The organism is Paenibacillus sp. 10L310, from assembly GCF_056395745.1.
Genome location: NZ_JBFTKC010000013.1, coordinates 61,614 through 84,801, shown reverse-complemented (window position 1 = coordinate 84,801; position 23,188 = coordinate 61,614). Strand labels below are relative to the sequence as shown.

Annotated in this window: 18 protein-coding genes; 8 read left to right on the top strand and 10 right to left on the bottom strand. The window is 48.8% G+C overall.

Annotation, left to right across the window (positions count from 1 at the left end; genetic code table 11):
* Positions 1–422: 422 nt before the first annotated feature.
* Positions 423–944: a hypothetical protein gene (locus AC1DE7_RS23145; RefSeq protein ID WP_339284646.1), complete on the bottom strand. Its 522-nt coding sequence runs from the start codon at positions 942–944 to the stop codon at positions 423–425.
* 197 nt (positions 945–1,141) lie between these two features.
* A complete protein-coding gene (locus AC1DE7_RS23140) occupies positions 1,142–1,522 on the bottom strand; it encodes a nuclear transport factor 2 family protein (protein WP_477535274.1) in 381 nt (126 codons plus the stop codon).
* A gap of 354 nt (positions 1,523–1,876) precedes the next feature.
* On the opposite strand from AC1DE7_RS23140, the gene AC1DE7_RS23135 reads away from it, so the two are divergent.
* The 3 genes from AC1DE7_RS23135 (at position 1,877) to AC1DE7_RS23125 (ending at position 4,368) form a co-directional block, all read left to right on the top strand.
* Complete coding sequence (locus AC1DE7_RS23135; RefSeq protein ID WP_477535273.1) at positions 1,877–2,194, top strand: ArsR/SmtB family transcription factor; 318 nt, start codon at positions 1,877–1,879, stop codon at positions 2,192–2,194.
* 280 nt (positions 2,195–2,474) lie between these two features.
* The gene (locus AC1DE7_RS23130; RefSeq protein ID WP_477535272.1) at positions 2,475–3,290 is read left to right on the top strand and encodes a hypothetical protein; all 816 of its coding nucleotides are present in this window, start codon (positions 2,475–2,477) and stop codon (positions 3,288–3,290) included.
* Positions 3,291–3,408: 118 nt separating this feature from the next.
* Positions 3,409–4,368, top strand: coding sequence for an MraY family glycosyltransferase (locus tag AC1DE7_RS23125; RefSeq protein WP_036613004.1), 960 nt, complete (start codon positions 3,409–3,411; stop codon positions 4,366–4,368).
* A 120-nt stretch (positions 4,369–4,488) separates the two neighbouring features.
* Here AC1DE7_RS23125 and AC1DE7_RS23120 read toward each other — a convergent pair whose 3' ends face one another.
* The 3 genes from AC1DE7_RS23120 to AC1DE7_RS23110 form a co-directional block, all read right to left on the bottom strand.
* Positions 4,489–5,307, bottom strand: a complete 819-nt coding sequence (locus AC1DE7_RS23120) for a carbohydrate ABC transporter permease (RefSeq protein WP_127551447.1) — start codon at positions 5,305–5,307, stop codon at positions 4,489–4,491.
* Positions 5,307–6,200: a carbohydrate ABC transporter permease gene (locus tag AC1DE7_RS23115; RefSeq protein WP_036613007.1), complete on the bottom strand. Its 894-nt coding sequence runs from the start codon at positions 6,198–6,200 to the stop codon at positions 5,307–5,309. The genes AC1DE7_RS23120 and AC1DE7_RS23115 overlap by 1 nt, the downstream gene beginning before the upstream one ends.
* 138 nt (positions 6,201–6,338) lie before the next feature.
* Positions 6,339–7,682 carry an ABC transporter substrate-binding protein gene (locus AC1DE7_RS23110; RefSeq protein ID WP_036667929.1) on the bottom strand — a complete coding sequence of 448 codons (1,344 nt, stop codon included), beginning with the start codon at positions 7,680–7,682 and terminating at the stop codon, positions 6,339–6,341.
* Positions 7,683–8,172: 490 nt separating this feature from the next.
* Here AC1DE7_RS23110 and AC1DE7_RS23105 point away from each other — a divergent pair, with 490 nt between their 5' ends.
* Positions 8,173–9,204: a LacI family DNA-binding transcriptional regulator gene (locus AC1DE7_RS23105; protein ID WP_076320341.1), complete on the top strand. Its 1,032-nt coding sequence runs from the start codon at positions 8,173–8,175 to the stop codon at positions 9,202–9,204.
* Between the two features lie 392 nt (positions 9,205–9,596).
* Here the strand turns inward: AC1DE7_RS23105 and cydC are convergent, their stop codons facing one another.
* The 4 genes from cydC to AC1DE7_RS23085 are packed head-to-tail and all read right to left on the bottom strand — an operon-like array spanning position 9,597 to position 15,866.
* Positions 9,597–11,534 carry a thiol reductant ABC exporter subunit CydC gene (gene cydC, locus AC1DE7_RS23100; protein WP_477535271.1) on the bottom strand — a complete coding sequence of 646 codons (1,938 nt, stop codon included), beginning with the start codon at positions 11,532–11,534 and terminating at the stop codon, positions 9,597–9,599.
* A gap of 1 nt (position 11,535) precedes the next feature.
* Positions 11,536–13,449, bottom strand: coding sequence for a thiol reductant ABC exporter subunit CydD (cydD, locus tag AC1DE7_RS23095; RefSeq protein WP_477535270.1), 1,914 nt, complete (start codon positions 13,447–13,449; stop codon positions 11,536–11,538).
* Between the two features lies 1 nt (position 13,450).
* Complete coding sequence (cydB, locus tag AC1DE7_RS23090; RefSeq protein ID WP_244898245.1) at positions 13,451–14,506, bottom strand: cytochrome d ubiquinol oxidase subunit II; 1,056 nt, start codon at positions 14,504–14,506, stop codon at positions 13,451–13,453.
* Positions 14,451–15,866 (bottom strand): cytochrome ubiquinol oxidase subunit I, encoded by a 1,416-nt coding sequence (locus AC1DE7_RS23085; protein WP_253503991.1) that lies wholly within the window; start codon positions 15,864–15,866, stop codon positions 14,451–14,453. The genes cydB and AC1DE7_RS23085 overlap by 56 nt, the downstream gene beginning before the upstream one ends.
* 382 nt (positions 15,867–16,248) lie before the next feature.
* Here AC1DE7_RS23085 and AC1DE7_RS23080 point away from each other — a divergent pair, with 382 nt between their 5' ends.
* The 4 genes from AC1DE7_RS23080 to AC1DE7_RS23065 are packed head-to-tail and all read left to right on the top strand — an operon-like array spanning position 16,249 to position 20,744.
* On the top strand, positions 16,249–17,541 hold the full coding sequence (locus AC1DE7_RS23080) for a tetratricopeptide repeat protein (protein ID WP_339190781.1): 1,293 nt from the start codon (positions 16,249–16,251) through the stop codon (positions 17,539–17,541).
* Positions 17,541–18,533, top strand: coding sequence for a glycosyltransferase (locus tag AC1DE7_RS23075; RefSeq protein WP_477535269.1), 993 nt, complete (start codon positions 17,541–17,543; stop codon positions 18,531–18,533). Before AC1DE7_RS23080 ends, AC1DE7_RS23075 begins: the two co-directional genes overlap by 1 nt.
* A 1-nt stretch (position 18,534) precedes the next feature.
* A complete protein-coding gene (locus tag AC1DE7_RS23070; RefSeq protein ID WP_477535268.1) occupies positions 18,535–20,076 on the top strand; it encodes a glycosyltransferase family 4 protein in 1,542 nt (513 codons plus the stop codon).
* Entirely contained in the window at positions 20,073–20,744 is a 672-nt protein-coding gene (locus AC1DE7_RS23065; protein WP_477535267.1) for a class I SAM-dependent methyltransferase, read from the top strand. Before AC1DE7_RS23070 ends, AC1DE7_RS23065 begins: the two co-directional genes overlap by 4 nt.
* A 345-nt stretch (positions 20,745–21,089) precedes the next feature.
* On the opposite strand, the gene AC1DE7_RS23060 is transcribed toward AC1DE7_RS23065, so the two are convergent.
* Positions 21,090–23,147 (bottom strand): glycosyltransferase, encoded by a 2,058-nt coding sequence (locus tag AC1DE7_RS23060; RefSeq protein WP_477535311.1) that lies wholly within the window; start codon positions 23,145–23,147, stop codon positions 21,090–21,092.
* Positions 23,148–23,188: the final 41 nt, after the last annotated feature.

Here is a 23,188-nt window from a genome sequence, read left to right as displayed (position 1 = left end):
GAACGGGACGGTGTGAGGGCTAGAAGGTTAAAAGCCTAGGATGTTGCAACACGTTGGACAGTCAAAAGTTGAGATGGAATAGCTAACGAATCGTAGACATCTTATATGAGGTTTATAGCATGTTTTCAAAATCTAACGAACCTGAGCCACCTTATATCGGCTTACATGGGCACAAAACTGCTCTAGAACCTAATATGTAGCCAATTAACTTGTCTGTGGTTCGTTAGAAAATCACTTTTGCCAAATACCCTCCAATAGCGCGTCACAGGTTCGTTAGAATTAATACGAGATATCGTAAGTTAAAGAGACCCACCCCGCCATGGTTATGTCCATATGGGAATGGGCTTTTTTTCATGCACAGACTATATAAATTCTATTTAGATTGGATCAAATTTATCTCTCATCATACTTGGAGCTTCCCTTTATGTTCTATTAAAGTATCCAGGGGCCGCCACAGCAACCGTCCTAAAATAGAAAAATCTCTTTTCCAGTTCCTGATTCTCTGGCGTAAACTCGGTCAGAAACTCAACTGAATTCATCATTTCTTCGGTCATCACGCTAGGTCTCCACAAAGCCAATTGGATGTCTTTGAAAATAAAAGAAAATCCCAACTCCGCATCGATGTCTCGAGTATATGGTGTCTTACTATCTATTAGCTTAACGAGATCATCAGCCTTTGTTCGAAAAACATCAATATTATCATATGTAAGGACAACATCAGATTCATCAGGTGGATAATCGTGTGGATTAGTTACTTCAATGAAATAGAGTTTATGTTCCGAATCATACTCCATTTGGTTGTAGAGCTGACTAATCTCCGGGGTGATGCACTCAATGATCTCTTCTACCTCTGATTTACTCATTCCCAACTTAAATGGTCCAATACCGACCATCGGTATGACCTCTAAAGGTTCCATGGCGTTTCGGTTCCCAACTTCGTTCATGTAGTTCACTCCTCTGTATTCCAACAAATAAGAATTATAACGTTCATCCCTTTATTCTAATCCTACCCTAAAAAGAATGATTGAGCATGTTGGGTATAACAAAACCCCACAGCATGAAAAAGCGGTGGAGTTAAGGTTTCCTATCTTTTATTGATTCAGATTTCTAACAACTATAGAACTGAAATCCTAGATTTTAATTACTGATTATACTTGCTGAACGCATTCTGGTCGGCCTGTACATTCTCCAGATATACAATCTGTCCCGCATCATTTACACGTGCGATATCAATGCCTGCTTTGGCATATACCGTTCCGTCTGACGCTTGTCCGCATACCGCCCAGTTCGTTTGGTAACTGCCGTCGGGCTGTTGCACCCACGCATCCCACATATGTTTTACATCCTTATTGTATTCGTAGAAAGCTTTCATAAAACCGTCGAATCCCGTTCGGCTGGTGCCGTTAAGCACAATCTCTGCGTCCGGTGTAAACAGGGACAATAAATCCTGCATGGCGCGCTCGTCTGTGCGTGAAGCATCAAATAAACGGAAATAGTTGTTCAACAGTGTAGTGGTACTCATTTATATTCCTCCTAGAATAAAAAGCCATTTTCCAATCTTTCAGTTCGAATATTTTCGAACTAATTGAAAAGAAATGTATCATACTTCTTATACTGCCCGCAAGAAATATATAAGTTGAGACCGACTTTTACACTAACACGGAGAGTGCAGAACCAATCTGAAGAAGCGAAGCGTTCGCCTTTATCACCGGATTTTTCCCTTGGACCAAGGGAATAAAGAAAATCTGGGGATAAGAGCGATCGAAAGATGGTACCGCAATCGGAGTAAACAAGTGTAATAGTTACAGTTCAACTTCTATAGTTCGATATTTTTCAAACATTGAAAGAGAAAGCCGAATATGCTAACGTCATAGATATGAGAACTCCAACGATACCTGTGGCTTCGGAACTGAAGCTGACCACGGTCTGCAATGCATTGGGTGATCCGATCCGCATGAAAATTGCACACTGTTTGGCCAGTTCTGGCGAGAAAAACTGTTCCGCTTTCGAAGTAGACCATATTTCCAAATCCACGTTGTCCCATCACATCAAAATTTTACGTGGAGCTGGCGTAATCCAGCCACGCATTGAAGGTAAACAGCACTTTTATTCCCTACGAAAGGAAGAATTAAACGTACGTTTTCCAGGCCTCGTCGACATGATTCTGAATACAAACGAGGAATACGTAACATAGGCCCTAGATAAATTGAATTAACCCTTTAGACAAGAACGTAGAGGGCAGAAATAACCTGAAGAAGCGGAGCTAAAAGCTTTCTGCAAGAAAGCTGCATCGTAAGCATACGCTATTACCAGAATTTCACCTTTTAAAAGTAAATCGAAAATTCGGGCGATAACAGCGATCGGAAGGTTGTTCTGTCATCGAAGTGGCAAGGATAAAAACTCTTTAGTTCAATCTTATAGATCAAAGCATCACATTCATCATAATTGCAATTCCCATAAAGGAGGCTAACCATATGGACAAAAAGGCAGCAAAGATACTGCTGAGCACCTTCTGGGGAGGTGGTGGCTGGAAAACAACCTCTCCACCCTTCTCTGGAGATGAATTTGAATATGCCAAAAGCAAAGGTGTTATGTTCGATCCACTCACGATCACGCATGACGAGATTGTTCAGCGTCTGTACGACATGCATCAGGATGACTCGTTTAAAGAACGGGTGATTTCGGCCTTTCTACACAGTCTGTCCACCAAAAAAGCCTATCTACGCAGCGCATTATCCAGCTGGGCTTTAACATCGAACATGCCTTTACACACCTATGCAGAGCGCCCTGCCCTTCACCCTAACACCAGTTCCTGTGGAGATTGTAACTTCCTGCGTTTGCAGTCAGACAAGGAATATTCCAATGTCGACTTAAACGTCCTTAATTTTGAACGGATCAAGTGGGGCGGCGTGCGTCACGGCTGGCTTATCTATTGCCTGATGGATCTGGAATTACTGCTTCAGGACAACGATGCGAACTATGAAGTAACTCCTGAAGACCAAGCCATCCTGGTCAACCTGCTTGAAGCAGCTCAGACGGAAGACCCCAAAGACAGTGCTCGCTCACTTGAGAAGAAGTGGAAGGATCTCTTCCCTTCCAGCAAACAGGAGCGGGATGCCCTGCTGGAAATCTGGGCGGCAGCCGGCATACTGGCTCCTGGAGATAAACCGAGAAAACGCAAAGGTGGTTCCAGCGATTTTGTCTTTGCAGCAACCTGGCAAGGTGATGATGGATATCATACAGAAGCCGTAAAACATTATTTCGGCTCCTATCTTCCTCACATGCAATAAAACCTGAACTTTTGCTCACCTTTGCATACGTCTGGTTACAATAATGACATCGACAGATTTCCTGTTTAACTCGTATAATAAGGGGAAATTGGTAGATGGGAGTGAAACAAGCGAGTTTATGGTATACATACTGGCTTTTATAGTGTCTTTTGCTGTCGTGGTTCTGCTTATTCCACCGCTTGGTCGATTGGCTCACCGGCTCGATTTTGTGGACAAGCCTCGGGAAGATGTGGAGCGTAAGCTACACAGGCAACCTATCCCGCTCACGGCGAGTTACGCGATATTTACTGGATTTTTCCTGACATACATTGCTCTGACGAAAGAAATCACATGGGAAACAGCGGCTCTTGTCGCTGGTGGTATGCTTCTGCTAACGATTGGTACCGTCGACGACTGGTACAAAACAAAAGGCAAAGATTTTCCTGCCCTGCCCAAAATGCTCGTACAAGTCTCTGCGGCAGTGCTCGTATTCGCTTCTGGCATTGCGTTCACCGGATTTGTGAATCCCTTCAACGCGGAATATGTCATGCTTCCGATCTGGCTGCAATTCATTCTCACGATCCTGTGGATCTTCGGGGTGACAACAGTCATCAACTTCTCGGACGGCATGGACGGACTGGCTGGCGGGTTATCGGCCATCTCGGCAATTACCCTGTTCATCGTGGCGCTTGCCAAAGGTCAAAGTGATTCCGCACTCATGTCGATCATTCTGGTCGGTGTAACGATTGGTTATCTGAAGTACAACAAAGCTCCTGCCAAAGTGTTCATGGGTGATGCAGGCGCTACGTTCCTTGGCTTCATTCTGGCGGTTATCGCTCTGGATGGTGCATTCAAACAAGCAACCATGTTGTCCATCTTCATTCCGATTCTGGCGCTGGGTGTACCGATCTTCGACAACATCTTTGTCGTTATCAAACGTTTCATTCAAGGTAAAGCGATCTATCAGGCCGATGCAAGTCAAGCCCATTATCGGTTGCTGCGTGCCGGATTGAATCAAAATCAGGTGGTGGGTGTGCTGTATCTAGTCAGCACATGTCTGTGTCTATCCTCCATTATTCTGATGTTAGTGGAGTTATAAAACCAAAATAACGATGAAAATAATAGAAGCCTCCTTCATTGCGTTGAGGGTGGCTTTCTTATGATGTTTTTTTGGGTCGCTTGCCTTTTTTCTTTTCAGTTAAAGCGGAGTGATTCTAACTTACGATTTAACAGCCCCTGCCATAGCACCTCCAACAATGAAACGTTGCAAAGCAACGTACAGGACAACCAGTGGCAAGGTAACAATCAGAATGCCGCACGCGAGCAGCGGCCAGTTGTTCATGTACTGTCCATAAAATGTAAAGAGTCCTTTGGTTACCGGCTGATAATTCGGATCAGATAAATAAATGGTCGGACCGATAATATCGTTCCATACACCAATCGCGGTAAGAATAATACCTGTTGCCAGGATTGGTTTCATTAACGGAACAAGGATGGTGAACAGATACCTTGTATACCCGCACCCGTCCATGGCAGAGGCCTCATCCAGTTCACGCGATATTGATTTGATATAACCCACAAACATGAGAAAGGCAATGCCCGTACCTGTCGTCTTCAATAAGATGTACCCGATTTGGGTGTTGTAAAGACCCAGATTATTGATCAGGGAAAACTGCGGAATGAGCGGGTTGGGAAGGTACATGGAAATCAGAAAGAAAATATAAATGAGTGTGCTGAATTTAACATATCTGCGTGCGAGCGGGAATGCAGCAAATATAGATAAAATCAACGTCAGCAGGGTGGACATCCCTGTATAGAGCACACTGTTCCACATATACTGAGAGAAGTTCCCTTTGTTCCATGCTTCGGAAAAGTTCTCAAGCCGGATCCCTTCAGTAAGAGCTACAGGATCGAGCAGATACTCTGTCTGTGTCTTCATGGATACATTGAACAGATAGAATAGAGGGAAAACGTACAACGCAAGCATGAGCAGAACGATAATGTAGCTGACCATTCTGGACGTTTGGCTCTGTTTCATTACGCTTCCACCTCTCTTCTGCGAAGGTAAAATAAGGCGACCATCGATATGGTAAATACAAAGAGGAACTGAATCATCGCGACAGCAGAAGCCAAACCGTAATCAGCCGTTCCTGTGCCAAATGCCGTAGCATAAACATCAAATGCAAGCGTCGTTGTATTGAACTTGCCGCCTGTAAGTACATAGATAATATCAAAGGTTTGCAATGCCCCTATGATAGACAAGAGCATGTTAACGGTGAATGCAGGAGCAATCATGGGGAATGTAATGTTCGTAAATGCTTTCCACCCCGAAGCACCATCCATGTAACCCGCCTCATACAGATCGCTAGGAATGGACTGCAGACCTGCAAGAAAAATCGTCATGGAGTAACCCATGTACATCCAGATCTGAACAAAAATAATCAGTTCGAAGGCGATATTATAATCACCAAAAAAGTTGGAACTGGTACCCAAGAAATTCAGAAAGGACTGGGCTGGTCCGCCCAGCGGATTTGCAACGAGTTGCCAAATGAGCCCAGACACAGTAACCCCCAGCACCACTGGCAAAAAGAATACCGCGCGATATAATTTATCGCCTCTAAGCTTTTTATTGATCAAAATCGCTATAAACAAACCCACTGCATTTTGTATGATCACAACAGCAAACGCAAAGTATAAGGATCGCCCAATAGCATCCATTCGGTCTCCAGCATTGGATGCACCAAAAAATGTTTTATAGTTTTCAAAGCCGATAAAGCTCCATTCCTGGCCCCGAACACCAGTAGCATCTGTAAACGAAAACAGTATCGTCACAAGTGATGGACCGAAGCCAAACACGACATAAAGTAACAACGGAATGCTCAAATACAGATAAGGAATAAGTCTTGCCTTACCTTTCCCAAACGGATACATCGTCCTCACACCTTTCATGGGGTAAAACTAAGACATAAGAAAACCGGAATAACAGCCTTGTCTGGCCTGAAGGCTCAGACCCGAGCGCTATTCCGGCGCATGCGGCCAACTTGTGCCATGAATATGAATGATTATGAATTACTTTGGAGCAGCAGCATCCCAGTCCGCTTGGGATTTACCTGCAAGCTCTTCCGGTGTTGCAATCGGTCCGGCTGGCTTGAGCATCTCTGCGTGAACGCTGGCCTCCGAAATGTACTGTCCTACATTCTGACGGTTAATGAACAACTGATCCCAAGATAGTTTAAAGTCCTCCAGGTAAGGCTGAATGCCTTGGATAAACTCACTTGTCATCTCCACATCAGGCTGTGTAGGCAGGAAGCCGGCTGCATTCACAAATTCCGTGTAGTTCTCTTTCTCCGATAACATATCAAGCCATTTCATTGCGTAATCCTTGTTCGGTGAGTTATCCACCACCATCCAGGTCATATCGTATTTACCCGCCAGATTTTTGTTCTTGGCTGCATCATTGCTACCTGGAATTGGGAAATATCCAAACTTCAGATCAGGGTTGGCCGTTTGAATTGTTGTTGCATCCCAAGTACCGTCAGCAATCATAGCCACCTTGCCTGTAGCGAACAAACTGGGCAATGTTCCGTAGTCAATACCCATGAAACCAGGCATTGCATTGTTCATCAGATCCTGAGATTTCTGCAAGACTTCAAGTTGAACCGGATCAGTCAGCTTGGTTTCACCAGTCCATAGACCTTTGATATAAGCAAGCTGATCTTCATGAATAGAGGCCTGAAGCCCTTGCACCGCAAGACCTATTGGCCATACATCTTTACCCGCCAGACCCAGCGCTTCGACACCATTGTCTTTGAACACTTTGATAACATGTTGCAATTCATCCCAGGTTGTAGGGATTTCCAGATTATATTTTGCGAAGAGTTCCTTATTGTAGAACAGTCCTGTGAATGCCACCTTGCCCATGTTTACACCGTACACCTTATCGTTATACGTCATTGCGTTCTGTACATCCGCTTCATTGTAGTTTTTGATAAAAGATTGATCAGACAGATCACTGATTAACCCGGCATCGATCCATTGCTTCCACATCGGATCAGCAGCACCACTTGACCATTCCTGCGGAGCGCCTACAAAGCTTGATTTGAGTGGAATGATATCCACATCCCCATTACTTCCGGCGTTCATCCGTGTTTGCATCAACTGATCGTAAGTCGCGTCTGCCGGAACGGTAGTATACTCCACCTTTACGTCCGGATATTTCGCTTCAAATTTCGTATTAAACTCTTTGATGTAGTTGTTAATATTCTCTTGCTGCCAGTGAATGATCTTCAAGGTAACTTTTTTGCTGCTGTCTGTAGCCTGAGTTCCTTCTGATTCCGAAGAGCTACTACTACAAGCGGCGAGCACACATAATAAAGCGGTTACAAGTACAATGGCTAAAGTCATTTTCTTCATTTTCGTTGTCCCCCAAATTTTTGAATTAAATCTACGAAATTAGTTTCGTTAATTTCACCCTTATTATGACTTCAGATCTTTATTTTGTAAATAGTCATTTTGTTTTTTTGATTCCCATGCTCCAACCCGCTTGATAAAAGCTTTATTTATTGCTGTATACGTTGAAATCAAGGTAGCCTTTACGATAGTCACGAAAGTTACGAAACACAGCACATTACATAATTTCATTTACAGCCCCAGATAACCCGGTATTCCTTTAAATGGACTCAAAATCTGTAAAACAATTAAGATTACGAGCTAAAATTAGTCTTTATTTTCCCAACAAACATCCTTGATTACTTCAAACCTATGGATGCATATCATTTCAAGTGTGAAACCCTCTCTCTGCTGTTGACTCTCCGGTCTATGTAGCATAGAATACTTGCAAGAAAGAGAAAAAACCGATACAGCCCCAGTTTACGAAACCAGTTTAGGAATCCGAGGGATGTTTATGAATATCAAAACGATAGCGAGTTTAGCCGGCGTATCTGTAGCCACGGTGTCCAAGATTATCAATAACTATCCAGATATTAGCGAGGAAACGCGCCAGCGTGTGCTTAAAATTATGGAAGAGACAGGCTATCGTCCATCTTCTTCAGCCAAAACACTGGCAACCAAAAAATCCAGCCTCGTTGGCGTTGTGTTTGCAGGGAAGCTGAACGTGGATTTCAGCCACCCTTTCTTCGTACAGGTTATCAATGCGTTTAAGAAACAAATTGGCTTGCTTGGATACGATCTACTCTTCTTCTCGAATGAGAAGTTTCTGGATCAGGGTGAGGACTACTTGGCGAGATCCAAGTATTTTCAAGTGGATGGCTGTATTATTATTGCGGGGGATGAGGTCGAGAGCAGCATATTCGACCTGGATGCCAGCCCGATTCCTTGTATCGGAATAGATATCGAGCTAACAGGACAAAGCTCCTGTTACATCATGTCCGATAACGATAAGATCTCAACCAAAGTTGTAGAACAATTTTATATGAACGGTTATCGAGATGTTGGTTTTATCGGGCTGGAGCGCGCCTCTCTTGTGATGCAACAGAGAGAGATGGCTTTCAAACGTTCACTAAATCAGTTTAGTCTTGATGAAAAGTCCGAGTGGGTTGTATACAGCAAAGATTATGCCGCAGCGGATGGATACGAAGCGGCCAAGAAAATGCTCGCCTGCAAAACTCTTCCACGTGCCGTGTTTGCAGCCACAGATCTACTTGCCTTTGGAGCTATTCGCGCCTTTAAGGAAGTGGGGTTGCGCATTCCAGAAGATATAGCTGTGGCAGGTTGTGATGACATCGAAGCCTGCCGTTATACCGATCCACCGCTAACAACCGTCAAGCAGGATACGGACAAAATTGGACGCCTTGCTGCCATGATTCTGTTTGATCTGATGAACAAACAAATGGATAATCGTTGCATTAAAGTAGAGCCGGAACTGGTTGTGCGTCAATCCTGTGGCACAGCCATGCTACTGGCACAGGAAATCTGAGCGTTAAGTCTTTGGGACTGGCTGCTGCAGATCAATTCACATCATAGACGTAGCGATTTTTAATACTATATAAATTGAACTAAACATTTACACGAGAACGTAGAGGACAGAAATAACCTGAAGAAGCGGAGCGTTCGCCTTTATCACCAGATTTTCTCCTTTGTAAAGCCGAATATAAAAAATCTGGGGATAACAGCGATCAGAAGGTTGTTCTGTCATCGGAGTGGCAAGTGTAAATATTCTTTAGTTCAATTTATATAGTCCACACCAAGAAGCAAAAAGGGGATGTCCCGTAAGTCATGAATATGACAGGGGACATCCCTTATTTGTGTTATTTTGTTTTAATGAACCTGAGACACGCTATTCGCTTCCATTTGCCGAGAAAGTTCCTGCTATCTGGAAGCGGCAGTAGGCAGCTTGCCCTCTACTGTCTGCAAGTCAGACCATCCGGGTCGATCAAGTTCAATGAGACGGCGGTATCGCTCTTCCCCAGCCAGCAATTGTTCGTGAGAACCTTGCATGGCAATCTTTCCATTTTCCATAAAAATAAGTTCGTCCATCTGTTCCGCACCAATCAGGTGATGGGTGACCCAGATCATCGTTTTGCCTTGCAAGTTGTCCAGGATGGTGCGCATCAACTCTCGTTCCGTCACCGGATCAAGCCCTACGGTTGGTTCATCCAATATAATAACAGGTGTCTCCCGAAGCAATACCCGGGCCAGAGCGATCCGTTGCCTTTCCCCACCGGAGAAACGCAGGCCCGTCTCCAGCATTGGCGTATCATATCCCTGCGGCAAAGATTCGATTAGACCGGATAACCCTACTTGGGCGGCCACCTGACGAATCTCCTCATCCGATGCATGCGGACGACCAATCCGCAAATTATTGGCTACCGTGGTGTCGAACAGGTGAGGACTCTGATTCAGCACTGCGATGACATCAGTGACACTCTCACCCAAGGTCTGCACAGGCATATTATTGATCAGAACTTTCCCCGCAGATGGAAGCAATGCCCCCTGAATCAGCTTCAACAAGGTTGATTTTCCGCCGCCGCTTCGTCCAAGAATAGCTAATCGTTTGCCTTGTGGCAGATGAAGGGATACGTCCTGTACGGCGTAGGAATCATCCGCTGCATAACGATAACTTACGAGATTAATCTCGATGTCTGCTCTGAGTTTGGGTGGAATGCGAAGACGAATTCGTCTGTCTGGGATAACATTCGCAGCTGGCAAGGACTCCGATGTCTGTCCAGCCATCACGTTACCGTTTTTTACTACAGAGATCGATTCGCCCGTTCCATCCGCATCACCAACTCCATTCTGCAACGGAAGATACCCTTTTCCTTCGAGCTGTTTCAAGCGATCCAGCGATTCTCGATACTGGGGAAGATGCTCCACCGCATCCCCTACAGGCAGAATTGATTCCGTGAGCGGAAATAATACCAATACAAAAGCAGCAATCATCACGGCAGGCAATTGCCCGATAGAAGCGGCATTTCCGGCCCATAACGTAACCGATACCACCAGCAGGCCAATGACAGACTGAGCCATCAGATCACGCCAGCGTGTCCAGCGCCGCAACTTGCGACGAATCGCGTCGACCTGTTCCTCCGCTTCTTCCTGCTGCTGAACAAATTCGGCCGCTCGTCCACTTGCAAGCCAATCTCCCAGTCCAAGTACACCGTCGGTCAGACGGGTATACAACCTGCTGTTTTCCTTTTTCAGCCGTACACGCCATTTCCACGTCACTTTCAGGGAGATCGCAGGTAACACGGCAACGAGAAATAACATATACAAGCCCATCCACACCGCAAATCCCAGATCAACACTGCCAAAGGCAATCACAGCCCCACCGTACATCACAAGTGCGGTAACGGCGGGAAAAACAGTACGCAGATAAATATCCTGTAGCCGCTCCACATCATCGGCGAGTGCTCCAAGTACATCCCCGGTCTGCATACGAGAATGCAGGAACCGGGCCTGTGGCTCCAGAATGCGATATAATTTCACCCGTTGGTCGGCCAACACCCGCAGTACGGCATCATGTCCTGCCAATCGCTCGATATATCGAAACACGGCGCGGAATATCCCAAATGCACGTACACCAACAATGGGTACATACACCATCAAAATATTTTCAGGACGCAGCGCAGACTTGGAGATCAGAAATCCGGAGGTAAACAGCAACAGTACCGCACACAGCGCAGCACAAGTGCCTAGCGCAATGACTGCGATGAATCTCCATCGGTACTGTGCCACATACGGAGCAATCCAGCTATTTTTTTCTTTTTCGTTACGGACGGTCTCCATATGCTCATATCCGGACTTCATTTTATATCGCCTCCATCTGGGCCTGAATCATCTGATAATATACGCCTTGTCGTGCCAGTAACTCCTGATGTGTTCCCGTCTCTGCCACTGTGCCGCCATCCATGACAATAATCCGATCCATGTGCGGCATCCAATGCAGACGATGGGTAGCCAAAAATACAAGTTTTCCTTCAAACAGCGGCAACATCGTCTGCTTCAGTTCATACTCTGTTTCCACATCCAGATGTGCTGTCGGTTCATCAAGCAACAGAATGTTGCGTTTACTAAGCAAGGCTCTTGCCAGCGCTACCCGTTGCTCCTGCCCACCACTGAGTTGTCTGCCGCCAGCCCCAATGAGCTCATGCAGCCCACCGGATAATGAGGTCAGAAGCTTGGTTAATCCAGCTGCGCTAATGGCCTTGGCCACTTCCGCATCCGAAGCCTCCGGCATATAGAAACGAACGTTATCCGCCAGGCTTCCACTGAAAATATACGGATGCTGTGGGATAGCTGCCGTCTGTCTTTGCCAAGATTCGAGCATATCTGGTGTAACCGGCTGGCCGTTAGCAAGTACTTGACCCGAAGTAGGCAGCTGAAATCCAGCCAATACGTCAATCAACGTGGACTTGCCTGCTCCGCTGGCACCAATAATACCGATTTTGCCAAGACCCGTGATCTGAAATGTGACATCCTTTAGCGAATAAGGACCTTCATCATCATGCCGTACCTGTACATCCGTTAGTGCTAGTCTGCTACTCTCATTCCAAGAGAACACTGAGGAAGAGGAAGAAACAAGCTCAGGAGTAGTAGAAACAGAAGCAGAAGCAGGAGCAAGATGCCCCGCAGCCATTTTATTATTCAACACGACACGTATGGTCGAAGTAGCGGCTTTCCTTTTACCCAAAGACAATGATGCATATCCCGTCCCATCCTCTGCCATGTCCGCATGCGCAACAACATTTGCATAGGCTTCTTTTTGTTTCTGTTCAGCAGCTTTCCCCCGTTCAATCACTTGGTTGATAGCCGCTCCAGCTTCCTTACCGTCCAATGTGGCATGATAATCAGCGCCGAGCATACGTACAGGCAGGAAATATTCGGGTGCCAAGATCAGTACCGTCAGCGCAGGGCCAAGTAGCATATGCCCTTCTGTCAGACGTAATCCCAGACCAACTGCTACGGAAGCAACGGACAACATCGTAAAGAAATCGAGTGCAAACGAAGAAAGAAAAGCCATGCGCAGCGTAGACATCGTTGCTTTCCGATACCGCTGACTGACCCGCAAAATGGACCCTTCATGTGTTTTGCTCTGTCCCAATGTTTTTAGCGTTTCTAGTCCACGCAAGGTATCAACAAAATGGTTAGCGAGTGCTTTGTAAGATCTGAATTGTCCGTCTATCTTACGCTGAGCTGCGAGGCCAATCAGAATCATGAATACGATCAGGATTGGGAGTGTCAGCATCAGAATAACCCCGGACATCAGATCCAGCTTGAACACATACAGCAGAATGACGATAGGTGTGAATCCTATGCCTAGCATGCGAGGAATGAATAGTTCAAGATACGTCTTGTATTGAGCTGTTCCCTCACGTGCCAGTGTAACCAGATGTCCTGTGCCCTCCGTCTTGGCATAACGCGGCCCAAGTCTGAACCACTGCTCCACCATCTGTCTACGCAGATCAGTCCCTGTCTTCTCCGCATATCGTGAAGTCACGAGTTGTAACCAGAAGGATAGGGCGTAGCGGGCGGCAAAAGCAGCCAGGAACAGCAGCAGTATCGGGTACTGCTCCGTTACGGATGAACCTTCAAACAATGCCGTGATGGCCTGTGCCAGCCATTTGGCTTGCATAATGATCGTCATCGCCTGCAACAGTACCAGCGCTGATGCCAGCGCAAGTACCGGCCGGATGCCCGGCAGCTTCATCAGCCCCCGTCCCATATCAGTACTCCAGGTGGTGCTGCTCGTTCAGACGTTTGCGGAAGATATAATAACTCCAGATCTGATAGCCAAGAACAAACGGCAGCAGTGTGCAAGCTACTATGGTCATTACTTTCAATGAATAAGCACCCGATGCGGCATTGTATACAGTCAGGTCATACGCCGCCCCAAAGGAACTCACCATCACTCTTGGGAAAAGTCCGATAAATACCGAGGCAAAGGCAATTGCAATAACTGCTCCAGTCATACCAAAAGCCCAGCCTTCACGCTTCTGACGAACAAAGTATGCCGCAAGTGCAAGCGAAACTGCGCCAAGTACAACCATGATCCAAAGAGCCCAGCCACGTACGGCGAACACATCCGTCATGAAATACGTCATTAACGCGTAAACGGCGAGCAGTGCAGCCAGCGGCAACATCAATTTTTGCGCTGTCTTCAAGGCACGCTCTCTGAGATCACCTACTGTTCGTAGTGATGCAAACAGCAATCCATGAACCAGACACAGCAGCGTTACGCTCAAGCCACCAATCACGGTGTACGGATTAACAATATCGAGGAATCCTGCACGCAACTGCATCTCCCCATCAATGGGCAGACCTTTCATCAATGTGGCAAAGACCACGCCGAACAGGAAAGGCAAGAGCGCGCTGGAGACCACAATGATGATGTCCCATGTTTTGCGCCAGCGCTGCTGTTTCATTTTACTGCGGAATTCGAAAGCAACTCCGCGGCCAATCAAGGCGAGTAACACCACCACAAGTGGCAGGTAAAAACCACTGAACAACGTGGCATACCAGTGCGGGAAGGCAGCAAACATCGCGCCCCCTGCCGTAATCAGCCATACCTCATTACCATCCCAGAACGGACCGATCGAGTTGATCAGAGTCCGACGTTCACGGTCTGTTTTGGCAATAATGCCTGTAGACATCCCCACACCAAAATCAAAACCTTCCAAAAAGAAGAAACCAACAAACAATACGGCAATCAGCAAAAACCACAACTCACTTAGTGACAACGGAATAACCTCCATCCACGCCGAACGGATCGGCCGATTCATCGTGATCTTCTGGCTTCTCGACCGCAAACGGTCCTGCCTTGATCTCACGTACGAACAGGTATACCATCACGATTCCGAGAACCGTATACGCAGCGGTAAAAGCGATGGTCGAGAACAGGATCATTCCTGCGGATACGTTCGGCGAGACCCCGGCTTCGGTTGTCATATAGCCAAATACTGTCCATGGCTGTCTTCCAACCTCGGTCATAATCCAACCTGACGTATTGGCGATAAACGGCAGGGAGATGGCGAACACCATCAGACGCATAAACCACTTTCCAGCGACCTCTAGCTTCTTACGCATGGCTAGGAATGTACCGTATAGCGCCAATGCAATCATTAAACCACCCGCTGCGATCATAATGCGGAAACTCCAGAATGTTGTCCGTACCGGCGGGATGTAGTCCCCCGGTCCATACGTCTGTTCATACTCAGCTTGAAGCTCCTTCATACCTTTGACACTACCGGAGAACTTGCTGTAGGACAGATAACTGAGCAATCCAGGGATTTTGATCTCACCCGTACTCTCCTGTTTATCCGGGTCAATAAAAGCGACCACCGTCCATGGCGCCGGATCTTCTGTCGTTGTCCATGTGCCCTCACTTGCTGCCATCTTCATCGGCTGTGTCTCCACCAGATATTGCGCCTGGAAGTGACCCGAGAATGCAACGCCGAATGAAGAAACAAGAGCGATAATGATCGCAATATTAAACGATTTGCGGAAGATCTCCACATCCTGCTTTTTCATCAATTTGTAGGCACTGATCCCGGTTACGACGAAGGCCCCTGTCATCAATGCCCCAAAGACTGTATGTGGGAACTCAACGAGAAGCTGACCATTTGTGATGAGTGCAAAAAAATCATTCATCTCGGCTCGGCCGTTGTTAATCTCAAACCCAACAGGATGTTGCATAAATGAATTGGCTGCCAGAATCCACAGCGCGGACAGGAATGTGCCGACAAACACCAGCCAGATGCAGGCCAGATGCACTTTTTTGGACAAACGATCCCATCCAAATATCCACAATCCAATAAATGTAGACTCCATAAAAAACGCCAGTAGCGCTTCAATAGCCAGTGGCGCACCGAATACGTCCCCGACAAATCGGGAGTACTCGGACCAGTTCATACCAAACTGGAACTCTTGCAAAATACCTGTGACTACCCCGACGGCGAAGTTAATCAGGAACAGCTTGCCCCAGAACTTGGCCATCGTTTTGTAAATCTCCTTACCCTTAACAACGTACAACGTCTCCATGATTGCAACCAACAGTACAAGACCGATGGATAGCGGGACAAAAAAGAAATGGAAAATCGTTGTAAGTGCATATTGGATACGCGATAACATAATCGGATCCATACCGTTACCCCTTCTTTCTGTTCACTTCGCAGTATGCGTATTTGGCATTGAAGCTGCACCTTCGCTGTCTGTCCGCCAAATACGTTGATGAACGTATTGTGCCAGATTACCTATTTTATACATGTGAGAATTATCACAATCTTCGTCTCTAGAGCAAAAAAAAGTGATCCTGGTCACACAAAAGATAAAATTCAGCCTATTATCACAGCATGCCAACTGCATCTATTCATGGAAGATACTCATGTTTGGGACGGAATGCCCATATGTTAGTCTCAGGCATATCATGCGAAGTACCGTGAGGGCTTTACATATGAAGTGAAAGCATGAAGCACATGCAGAGTGAAGACGCTCCATATTACAGTCAAGGTGAGGTGAACTATTCATGGAAAAACCTGCACCACTACCAGGTGAAGACGCCGAAGCCAGCCTGGATAAGGCCAGTACAACACAGCCCCCTGTCCGGTATGTTCTCTTCCCTCGCAAAGGAGGCTGGTCATCCTTTCCCTATCCCGATATTGCTGCACTGCTGTCGATCGAGGGAGAGGTCTACTATGTCAGCAGCCTGACGCAAACAGAAGATGTACCTCCGGTCATTACCGCCATCTCCCTCCCTGAGGCTGAGCAGCTATTGCTGGAACCTCGCACCGTAGCCGTGGTCGCCCATCCCTACTGGCTAATAGCTACGGCTTCGCTGGAGCCTGAGCTATGTATTGCCCTGCTCCCTGAGCCTGCTGGAAACGAAGCAGAATCTCCGCTATGGGAGAGCAGTATTTCCAAACTGGTCGGCATCGCCGATCTGGTAGGCACATCCTCCGAAACACGTTATATGAAGCTGTTATTCCAAGGCGTACGTGCTATCTGGCTGGGCGGAGAAGACCCTGCACCTGCGGGTACGATGCAAAAGGATGATCTCGAAGTCCCTCTCCGGGACTACGAACTGCTCTTCTTGCATGCGCTACGGCAGATCCTGTCAGGCACTCCAGATAGCGTCACCCTGCTTCAATGCAGTGTACGTGCCGACTTCTACCGTCAGCTCCGTGCCAAAGCAGGTGCACATGAGACGATATCCTTTTTGCTGGCAGCCTATGAGTACTTGCTTGAAGATCCGCGGGCCGTCCATTCGTTGCAAGAGGCCTTCACCCATGCGGTCATGAATGGTCGCAGTGATTGTGTGGTCTCCCATTATCGATTCCTGTCTGCCATCCATGCCCGGGCTGGACAGTTGGAGGACGCCCTGCGGGTGTATGGAATTAGTGCAGCAGATGAACAAGAACGGCATCATTATGAACAGTTATGTCGCTGGCTTGAGGCAGGAGAAGATCAACTTGTACGAGCGGAACTACTCCGTATGAACGATGATTACGGAAACGCCCTGCGTATCCTGGACGAACTTGGCGGAGAAACGGCGAGACATTGGAAATTCCGCATCTACCAGGAGACTGGACGTGTGGAAGAAGCACTGGCTCTGGTGCATGCAGTCGATATTCAGGATGATGCCAGTCGCCGGGATTACCAGCAATTATCCGGCAGTGCGCTGGCACTGCGAGGGGAACGACACGGGGCAGTCCGACATTTCCTTGAGACAGCACTGGAGGATGAAGATGCGCTGGTCCGGATTGTCGAGCTGGAGCTGTTGGATCATGCTGTACAGCAATTGCTTGGGGAGGTGCCATGATGCTGGACCCAAAGAAGCGTAGACAACAGTTGAATGGACCAATGGTGCACAGGGATATCCGAACCGAAACCACTTACACGCCAACCGAAACAGTCGATCGAACACATACAGACGCATTGGAAAATGGAGATCACACCCCGGATCATGCACAACCAACGCAGGACATCCGAAGCCAAGTGCATCACTGGAATGATTCACAAGGTCAGGCAGAACAGAATGCTGCTGTAACACAAGAGGAAACAAGTGTATTCAAAGAGCCTTTCTCCATTCGTCGGGTTCGCAAAAGCAAAGGCAACAAGCTGACCGCCATGCTCCAGGTTCGCAATGAACGTGGCCGATACCTTGAAGAAGTATTGCATGATCTGAGTGAGTTCGTGGATGAAATCGTCATTGTGGACGATGCCAGCACAGACGGAACACCGGACATATGCAAAGCCTATTCAAAGGTGGTCCGTCTGGAGGTATTGGAGAAACCACTGTTCGCCGAGGAATGGCGACTTCGCAACACCTTGTGGCAAGCGGCTGCGGGAACATGTCCCGACTGGTTGATCTCGGTTGATGCGGATGAGCTATACAGCTCAGAGGCCAAGAAAGCCATACGCACTCTGATTAATCAGGAGTATGCGGACTGGTTTGCATTTCGATTCTACGATATGTGGGGTGGCCGGACCCACTACCGGGAAGATGATCTCTGGTCTCTTCACAAGCGGCATACGGCTTCACTTGTACGGTATATGCCTGGATATCCTTATTTTTATCCACAACAGAATCATCATGTTCCCCGCCTCCCCTTGTCCTGCACGGTATTGCCTGGGGTCAGCACGGAATTGAAGGTTCAGCATCTCGGATGGGCAGGCAGTCTCGAGGACCGGGTTCGTAAATATTTGCGTTACAAGCGCATTGATCCTGGCGGTGAGTGGGGCAATCTTGCACATTACGAGTCTATTCTCGATCCGGAACCTCGGCTGATTCCCTGGAAGGAGGGACCGTGAGATGGGCGTGGTGAGTATTCTGACGCATAGTTTCACCGACGGGTACAACCGGGAATTCGGTCGTGTATTTGGTGGTGGACTGGAGCGATATATTCTGGATCTGTGCAGTGTCATCCGAGGACTCGGGCATATTCCCGAGGTTCATCAGCTCTCTTATTTTGAAGCATTCCAGACTCGGACGGAGCAGATTGACGTATTTGGTTATTCGTACGACATGGATAATGTACCGGAAGCCTTTGACCGGATGGCAGCCGCAGCGCGCGGCCCCGTGATCTATGCCAGCTGTCTGTGGCAACCCATCACCTACAAACCCGGCAGTCTTGGCATCTGTCACGGCATTAACTGGGATCGTCCCGGACTGCCACTGGAGACCAAACAACAAGTCGCGGAACATATTCAACTGGCTCTGGATGGACTCGTGCGCATTGTATCCGTGGATTCCCATTTCCAGACCTTTTGCCGGGCTGCGTGCACCTATACCGATCCAAGGCAGGTTGTCCTGATTCCCAATGCGGTGGATACGTCCTATTTCACACCAGCCCCGCCAACGCGGACCTTCGAGCAGAAACAGGAAGACGAATGGCTTGTCGCATGGAAGAATGATCTGGCGAGTCATGAAGAAAATGTTGGTGCAGTTATATCAGGAGTGCAAGCTGTAGAAGGCAAGGATGGAACAAGTGGTGCTGGAGCGAACAGTGGTAAGGCTAACAGAGATGGAGGTGGAGATACAGATAGCGATCAAGAACGAGAGGGGAAAGAAACGGTAGATTTCCATTTACAGTTATCGAAACTGGAAGAAGTCGAAGCAGATGGCGTAACGTATAGGTTTGCTCATAATCACCGGAATTCAAAGGATTGGGCTACGGAGATTCTAGTAGAAGCAGATGCTGAGTATCAGGTTAATGGTCGGATTCAGGGACAGGTTGAAAAGAAAACTGTGGATGCCCGTATAACCTCTCCCCGCCCAATTCGCATTATCTATCCACGCCGCATCAGCATGGAGCGGGGTATTATTCCAATGATGTTGGCGGCGGATAAACTACTTGGAGCCTTTCCAGATCTGGAGATTGAATTTGCCGGGGAACTGGTCGAAGGCAGCACGGTCGGGAGAGTCTTTCGTTACTGGCATCGTACTCATCCACATGCGGAGCGAATTAACCAGCGCACGTATGATTTCCGGGATATTCGGGAGGCCTACCATCAGGCAGATATCGCTGTGATTCCAACTGTGTTCTCGGAAGGCACCTCCTATGCCTGTCTGGAAGCGATGAGCTGTGGACTTCCGGTAATTGCCTCCAATGTTGGCGGATTGAATGATCTGATTCAGGATGGTTTTAATGGACTGCTGGTACCTCCTGGTGAGCAGGAACTAACCGCTGCACTGGTACGCCTTGTACAGGATCGGGCCGAGCGAGAACGACTGGGAATCTATGCGCGCGAGACTGCACTGTCCTATGATCTTGCCAGGTGGCGGAGCCGGTGGAGCACGGTGTTGGAATCTTTTTTGGCAGAGACAGGATTGAAGGAGGGAATTCGGGGATGATGGATACGCCCAAGGCAACGGAATTCATGGAATCAAGATACATTCGGCAAAGTGACCCTAAAACGGACATATTGGTCTTCCCGCTGCATCCGGCATGGTGGAGCCGTCCCTACGAATATGAATGGGCCCGGCGGTTTGCACGTCCAGATGATGTCGTCCTTGATGCAGCCTGCGGCATCTCCCATCCGTTCAAATTCTGGCTTGCAGAACACTGCCGCGAGGTTCACGCCTGTGACTGGGATGAACGCATTTTGTCTGAAGAGGCGATAAGACTGGATATTGTTTCTGATTTTGGCGAGCAAGCCGCTCAGGATCTGCCGGAATCAACTCTCGTCCGATTGCACCGTGCACAGGCTAATCTGGCCCAGCTTCCGTACGAGTCGGGTAAGTTTGATCGGGTGTTCTGTATCTCTGTATTGGAGCATCTGGATACGGGCACGATGCTGCGAGCTTTTCGTGAATTCGCTCGGGTGCTGAAACCAAACGGACAGTTGATCGCCACCTTCGATGTACCCGAGATGCGGCCGGATCTGCTGGAGACAATCATGGCTTTCACCGGATTAACCATTGAAGATAAGCTGAACGTGAACGAGCCGGAAGATGCCATCTGGTCTGACATGTATGGCACGCCGATCCGCTGTTTTCGAGCTGTGATATGCAAAGGTTGAGACGAATTGGGTTACGTCGAGTTAAATGCAGAGGGGGAAAATTGAGGGCTTAAGGGCTCGACCCATTAGCAACGGAACAATACACGGTTCGGGCAATGCTCCGATTACCGGTAGCTCCGTTGCTTTTGCAATTTCGATCGGATGGGCTAGTGCGGGAATATGTGGGGATGGAGGTTGGGGACTAGAGACTAGCAATCAGAGATTAGTGATTAGTGATTAAAGATTAAAGATTAAGGATTAAGGATTAAGGATTAAGGATTAAAGATTAAAGATTAAAGATTAAAGATTAAAGATTAAAGATTAAAGATTAAAGATTAAAGATTAAAGATTAAAGATTAAAGGAAATTATAGGTGTACCAGTAACATGTTGCACTGGTTGGTGTACTCTTTGGCATAGGCTGCGCCGGGTGCTGTCAGGCACAGCAGGGTGTGCAGGCCCGGCGGGATTGTCGTCGCCGGGCGACCTGTGGCGGCAGGTTTCCGCGCAGTGAGTTGGGCCGAATCGGCCCATTCACGCGCCAGGTTCTGCCGCCCGGCGAGCAGCGCGAGCGTGCCCGCGAGGAGCGCGTGAGCGGTGCGCTCCGAGGCGGGCACTTCGTCCGCGTGGGGCTGCTGCGCGCCGTCAGGCGTGCCGCATAGCGCAAGCAGCCCTTCGCGGACGCTCGCGGGTGCGCGCAGCAACCCGCAGCGTGCCGCAGGCGGAAGCGCTGCAAGCAACGCCAGCGCGCCGCAAGGCGGCAGGGCTTGCAGCAGGCGCAGCCATGCGGCCCAGGCGCCTACGCCGGTGAGCGCTTGCGCAGCCGCGAGCATGCCGCTAGGCGCGGGCGCGGCTGGGCCTGCTGGCGTTGCGCCGCGGGACGGGCCGCCTGGCGCTGCGCCGCGGGGCGGGCTGCACGCCAGGCCGCTGCTGCCGGCCAAGGCCCCGCGCAGCAGCAGCGCCTCGGCGGCGTGGGCCGCGGCGGGCATCGCTGCCTGCTGGCGAGCCGCCGCTCGGGCGTTGCGCCCGCCGGGCTGCTTGTGGCCCAGCGCCCACAGCGCCAGGGTCACCTCTGGCCCGTGCTGCGCATGCGCCGCCCAGGGCTGCAAAGCCGCCCGAGCCGAGGCGTCCTCGCCCAGCTGGGCCAGCGCAAGCCCGGCGGCCAGCGGCTGTGCCCGCAGCGGGCCAGCAAGCGCCGCCGTATGGCGCAGCAGCCACTCCGGCCGATGCGCGGCAAGCGCGGCCGGGATCAACGCTTGCCATGCCGCAGACGGCAAGCTTACCCGGGCTGCGACGCTGGCGATGGCATGCGGCCACCCTGTGGCTGCGGCCAGTAACAACAGCCGCTGCCATGCAGCCATGCTGCCGGGTTGCATGCTCAGCGCCGCCGTGTATGCGGCTTCTGCCTCTGCCCAGCGGCTAGCCCGCTCATATGCCATGCCTTCCAGTGTCAGGCTACGATAGGTCCCAGCACCAGAGACTGATGTATACCTGCTGGCTGTAGAAGCAGCTGATTTAGCCTGTTTTAACCAGTTCAAGGCCACATCCTCTCTCCCTTGATCCAGTTCTAGTACAGCACCAAGCTCCAACAAATCCGGGAAATCCTCATACACGGGCGCCCATGCTTCCACCACAGCAAGCGCCCGTTCTGGACTGCCAATCTCTCGCCAGGCGTAAGCCGTTTTCAGCACCAGATCCGAGTGATATCCACACTCCGGCTTAAGCTGTGCCAATAATGGCTGTAACAAACGGAGTGCTTCATCATACTTCGCTTGCTGAAACCATTCTGCGGCCAGAGCATATAACAACTCCGGTTGATCGCCCTCCTGATTCAACGCGAAACGAATCAACTGCATATTCCGTGCGCCTTTATTTTTGTCGGTAATCACCTGCTCCAGATATCCGTAATGAATGACTTCAAGTCCAGAATGAAGCACACCTTGCGGAGCCAGTGCCATGATGGAAGAAGCAATCTCTTCATGAATTCTGCCCTGAAAGGCAATTCGGGGATCATTTCGGAACAAACGACACACCGCATCCGTCACATGCTCTTCACCGGACATACCCAGCAGACTTGTGACCTGTATCCAGTATCCCCACACGTCATCCCTACTTGCCGCTAACAACCGCATGAGTTCTGTCTTCATCTGAGGGGTCTGTATCCATACCTCATCCGCATCAAGCACCAGAATCCACGGTTTCGTAGCAGCGGCCAGTGACAGATTACGGGCTTCACTGAAATCTCCGTTCCATTCCGTACGAATTACAACGGCACCATGGAGACGCGCAATTTCAGTTGTATCATCTATCGAACCTGTGTCCACAACGATGATCTCATCCACAACATCCTTGACTGCATTCAAGCACCGCTGGAGTGACACCGCTTCATCCTTCACGATCATACACAAGCTAATCCCTATGCCCATATTCAACACCACCCCTCACCAAAGGAGTTCAGCCGTACCAA

Excerpts from the sequence above, each read along its gene's own strand:
- AC1DE7_RS23115 (WP_036613007.1), bottom strand. The coding sequence starts at position 6,200 with ATGTATCCGTTTGGGAAAGGTAAGGCAAGACTTATTCCTTATCTGTAT.
- AC1DE7_RS23110 (WP_036667929.1), bottom strand. The coding sequence starts at position 7,682 with ATGAAGAAAATGACTTTAGCCATTGTACTTGTAACCGCTTTATTATGT.
- cydB (WP_244898245.1), bottom strand. The coding sequence starts at position 14,506 with ATGAATCGGCCGATCCGTTCGGCGTGGATGGAGGTTATTCCGTTGTCA.
- cydD (WP_477535270.1), bottom strand. The coding sequence starts at position 13,449 with ATGGGACGGGGGCTGATGAAGCTGCCGGGCATCCGGCCGGTACTTGCG.
- AC1DE7_RS23135 (WP_477535273.1), top strand. The coding sequence starts at position 1,877 with ATGAGAACTCCAACGATACCTGTGGCTTCGGAACTGAAGCTGACCACG.
- AC1DE7_RS23125 (WP_036613004.1), top strand. The coding sequence starts at position 3,409 with ATGGTATACATACTGGCTTTTATAGTGTCTTTTGCTGTCGTGGTTCTG.
- AC1DE7_RS23070 (WP_477535268.1), top strand. The coding sequence starts at position 18,535 with ATGGGCGTGGTGAGTATTCTGACGCATAGTTTCACCGACGGGTACAAC.
- AC1DE7_RS23065 (WP_477535267.1), top strand. The coding sequence starts at position 20,073 with ATGATGGATACGCCCAAGGCAACGGAATTCATGGAATCAAGATACATT.
- AC1DE7_RS23080 (WP_339190781.1), top strand. The coding sequence starts at position 16,249 with ATGGAAAAACCTGCACCACTACCAGGTGAAGACGCCGAAGCCAGCCTG.
- AC1DE7_RS23145 (WP_339284646.1), bottom strand. The coding sequence starts at position 944 with ATGAACGAAGTTGGGAACCGAAACGCCATGGAACCTTTAGAGGTCATA.
- AC1DE7_RS23085 (WP_253503991.1), bottom strand. The coding sequence starts at position 15,866 with ATGGATCCGATTATGTTATCGCGTATCCAATATGCACTTACAACGATT.
- AC1DE7_RS23120 (WP_127551447.1), bottom strand. The coding sequence starts at position 5,307 with ATGAAACAGAGCCAAACGTCCAGAATGGTCAGCTACATTATCGTTCTG.
- AC1DE7_RS23140 (WP_477535274.1), bottom strand. The coding sequence starts at position 1,522 with ATGAGTACCACTACACTGTTGAACAACTATTTCCGTTTATTTGATGCT.
- AC1DE7_RS23075 (WP_477535269.1), top strand. The coding sequence starts at position 17,541 with ATGCTGGACCCAAAGAAGCGTAGACAACAGTTGAATGGACCAATGGTG.
- AC1DE7_RS23060 (WP_477535311.1), bottom strand. The coding sequence starts at position 23,147 with ATGGGCATAGGGATTAGCTTGTGTATGATCGTGAAGGATGAAGCGGTG.
- AC1DE7_RS23130 (WP_477535272.1), top strand. The coding sequence starts at position 2,475 with ATGGACAAAAAGGCAGCAAAGATACTGCTGAGCACCTTCTGGGGAGGT.
- cydC (WP_477535271.1), bottom strand. The coding sequence starts at position 11,534 with ATGAAGTCCGGATATGAGCATATGGAGACCGTCCGTAACGAAAAAGAA.
- AC1DE7_RS23105 (WP_076320341.1), top strand. The coding sequence starts at position 8,173 with ATGAATATCAAAACGATAGCGAGTTTAGCCGGCGTATCTGTAGCCACG.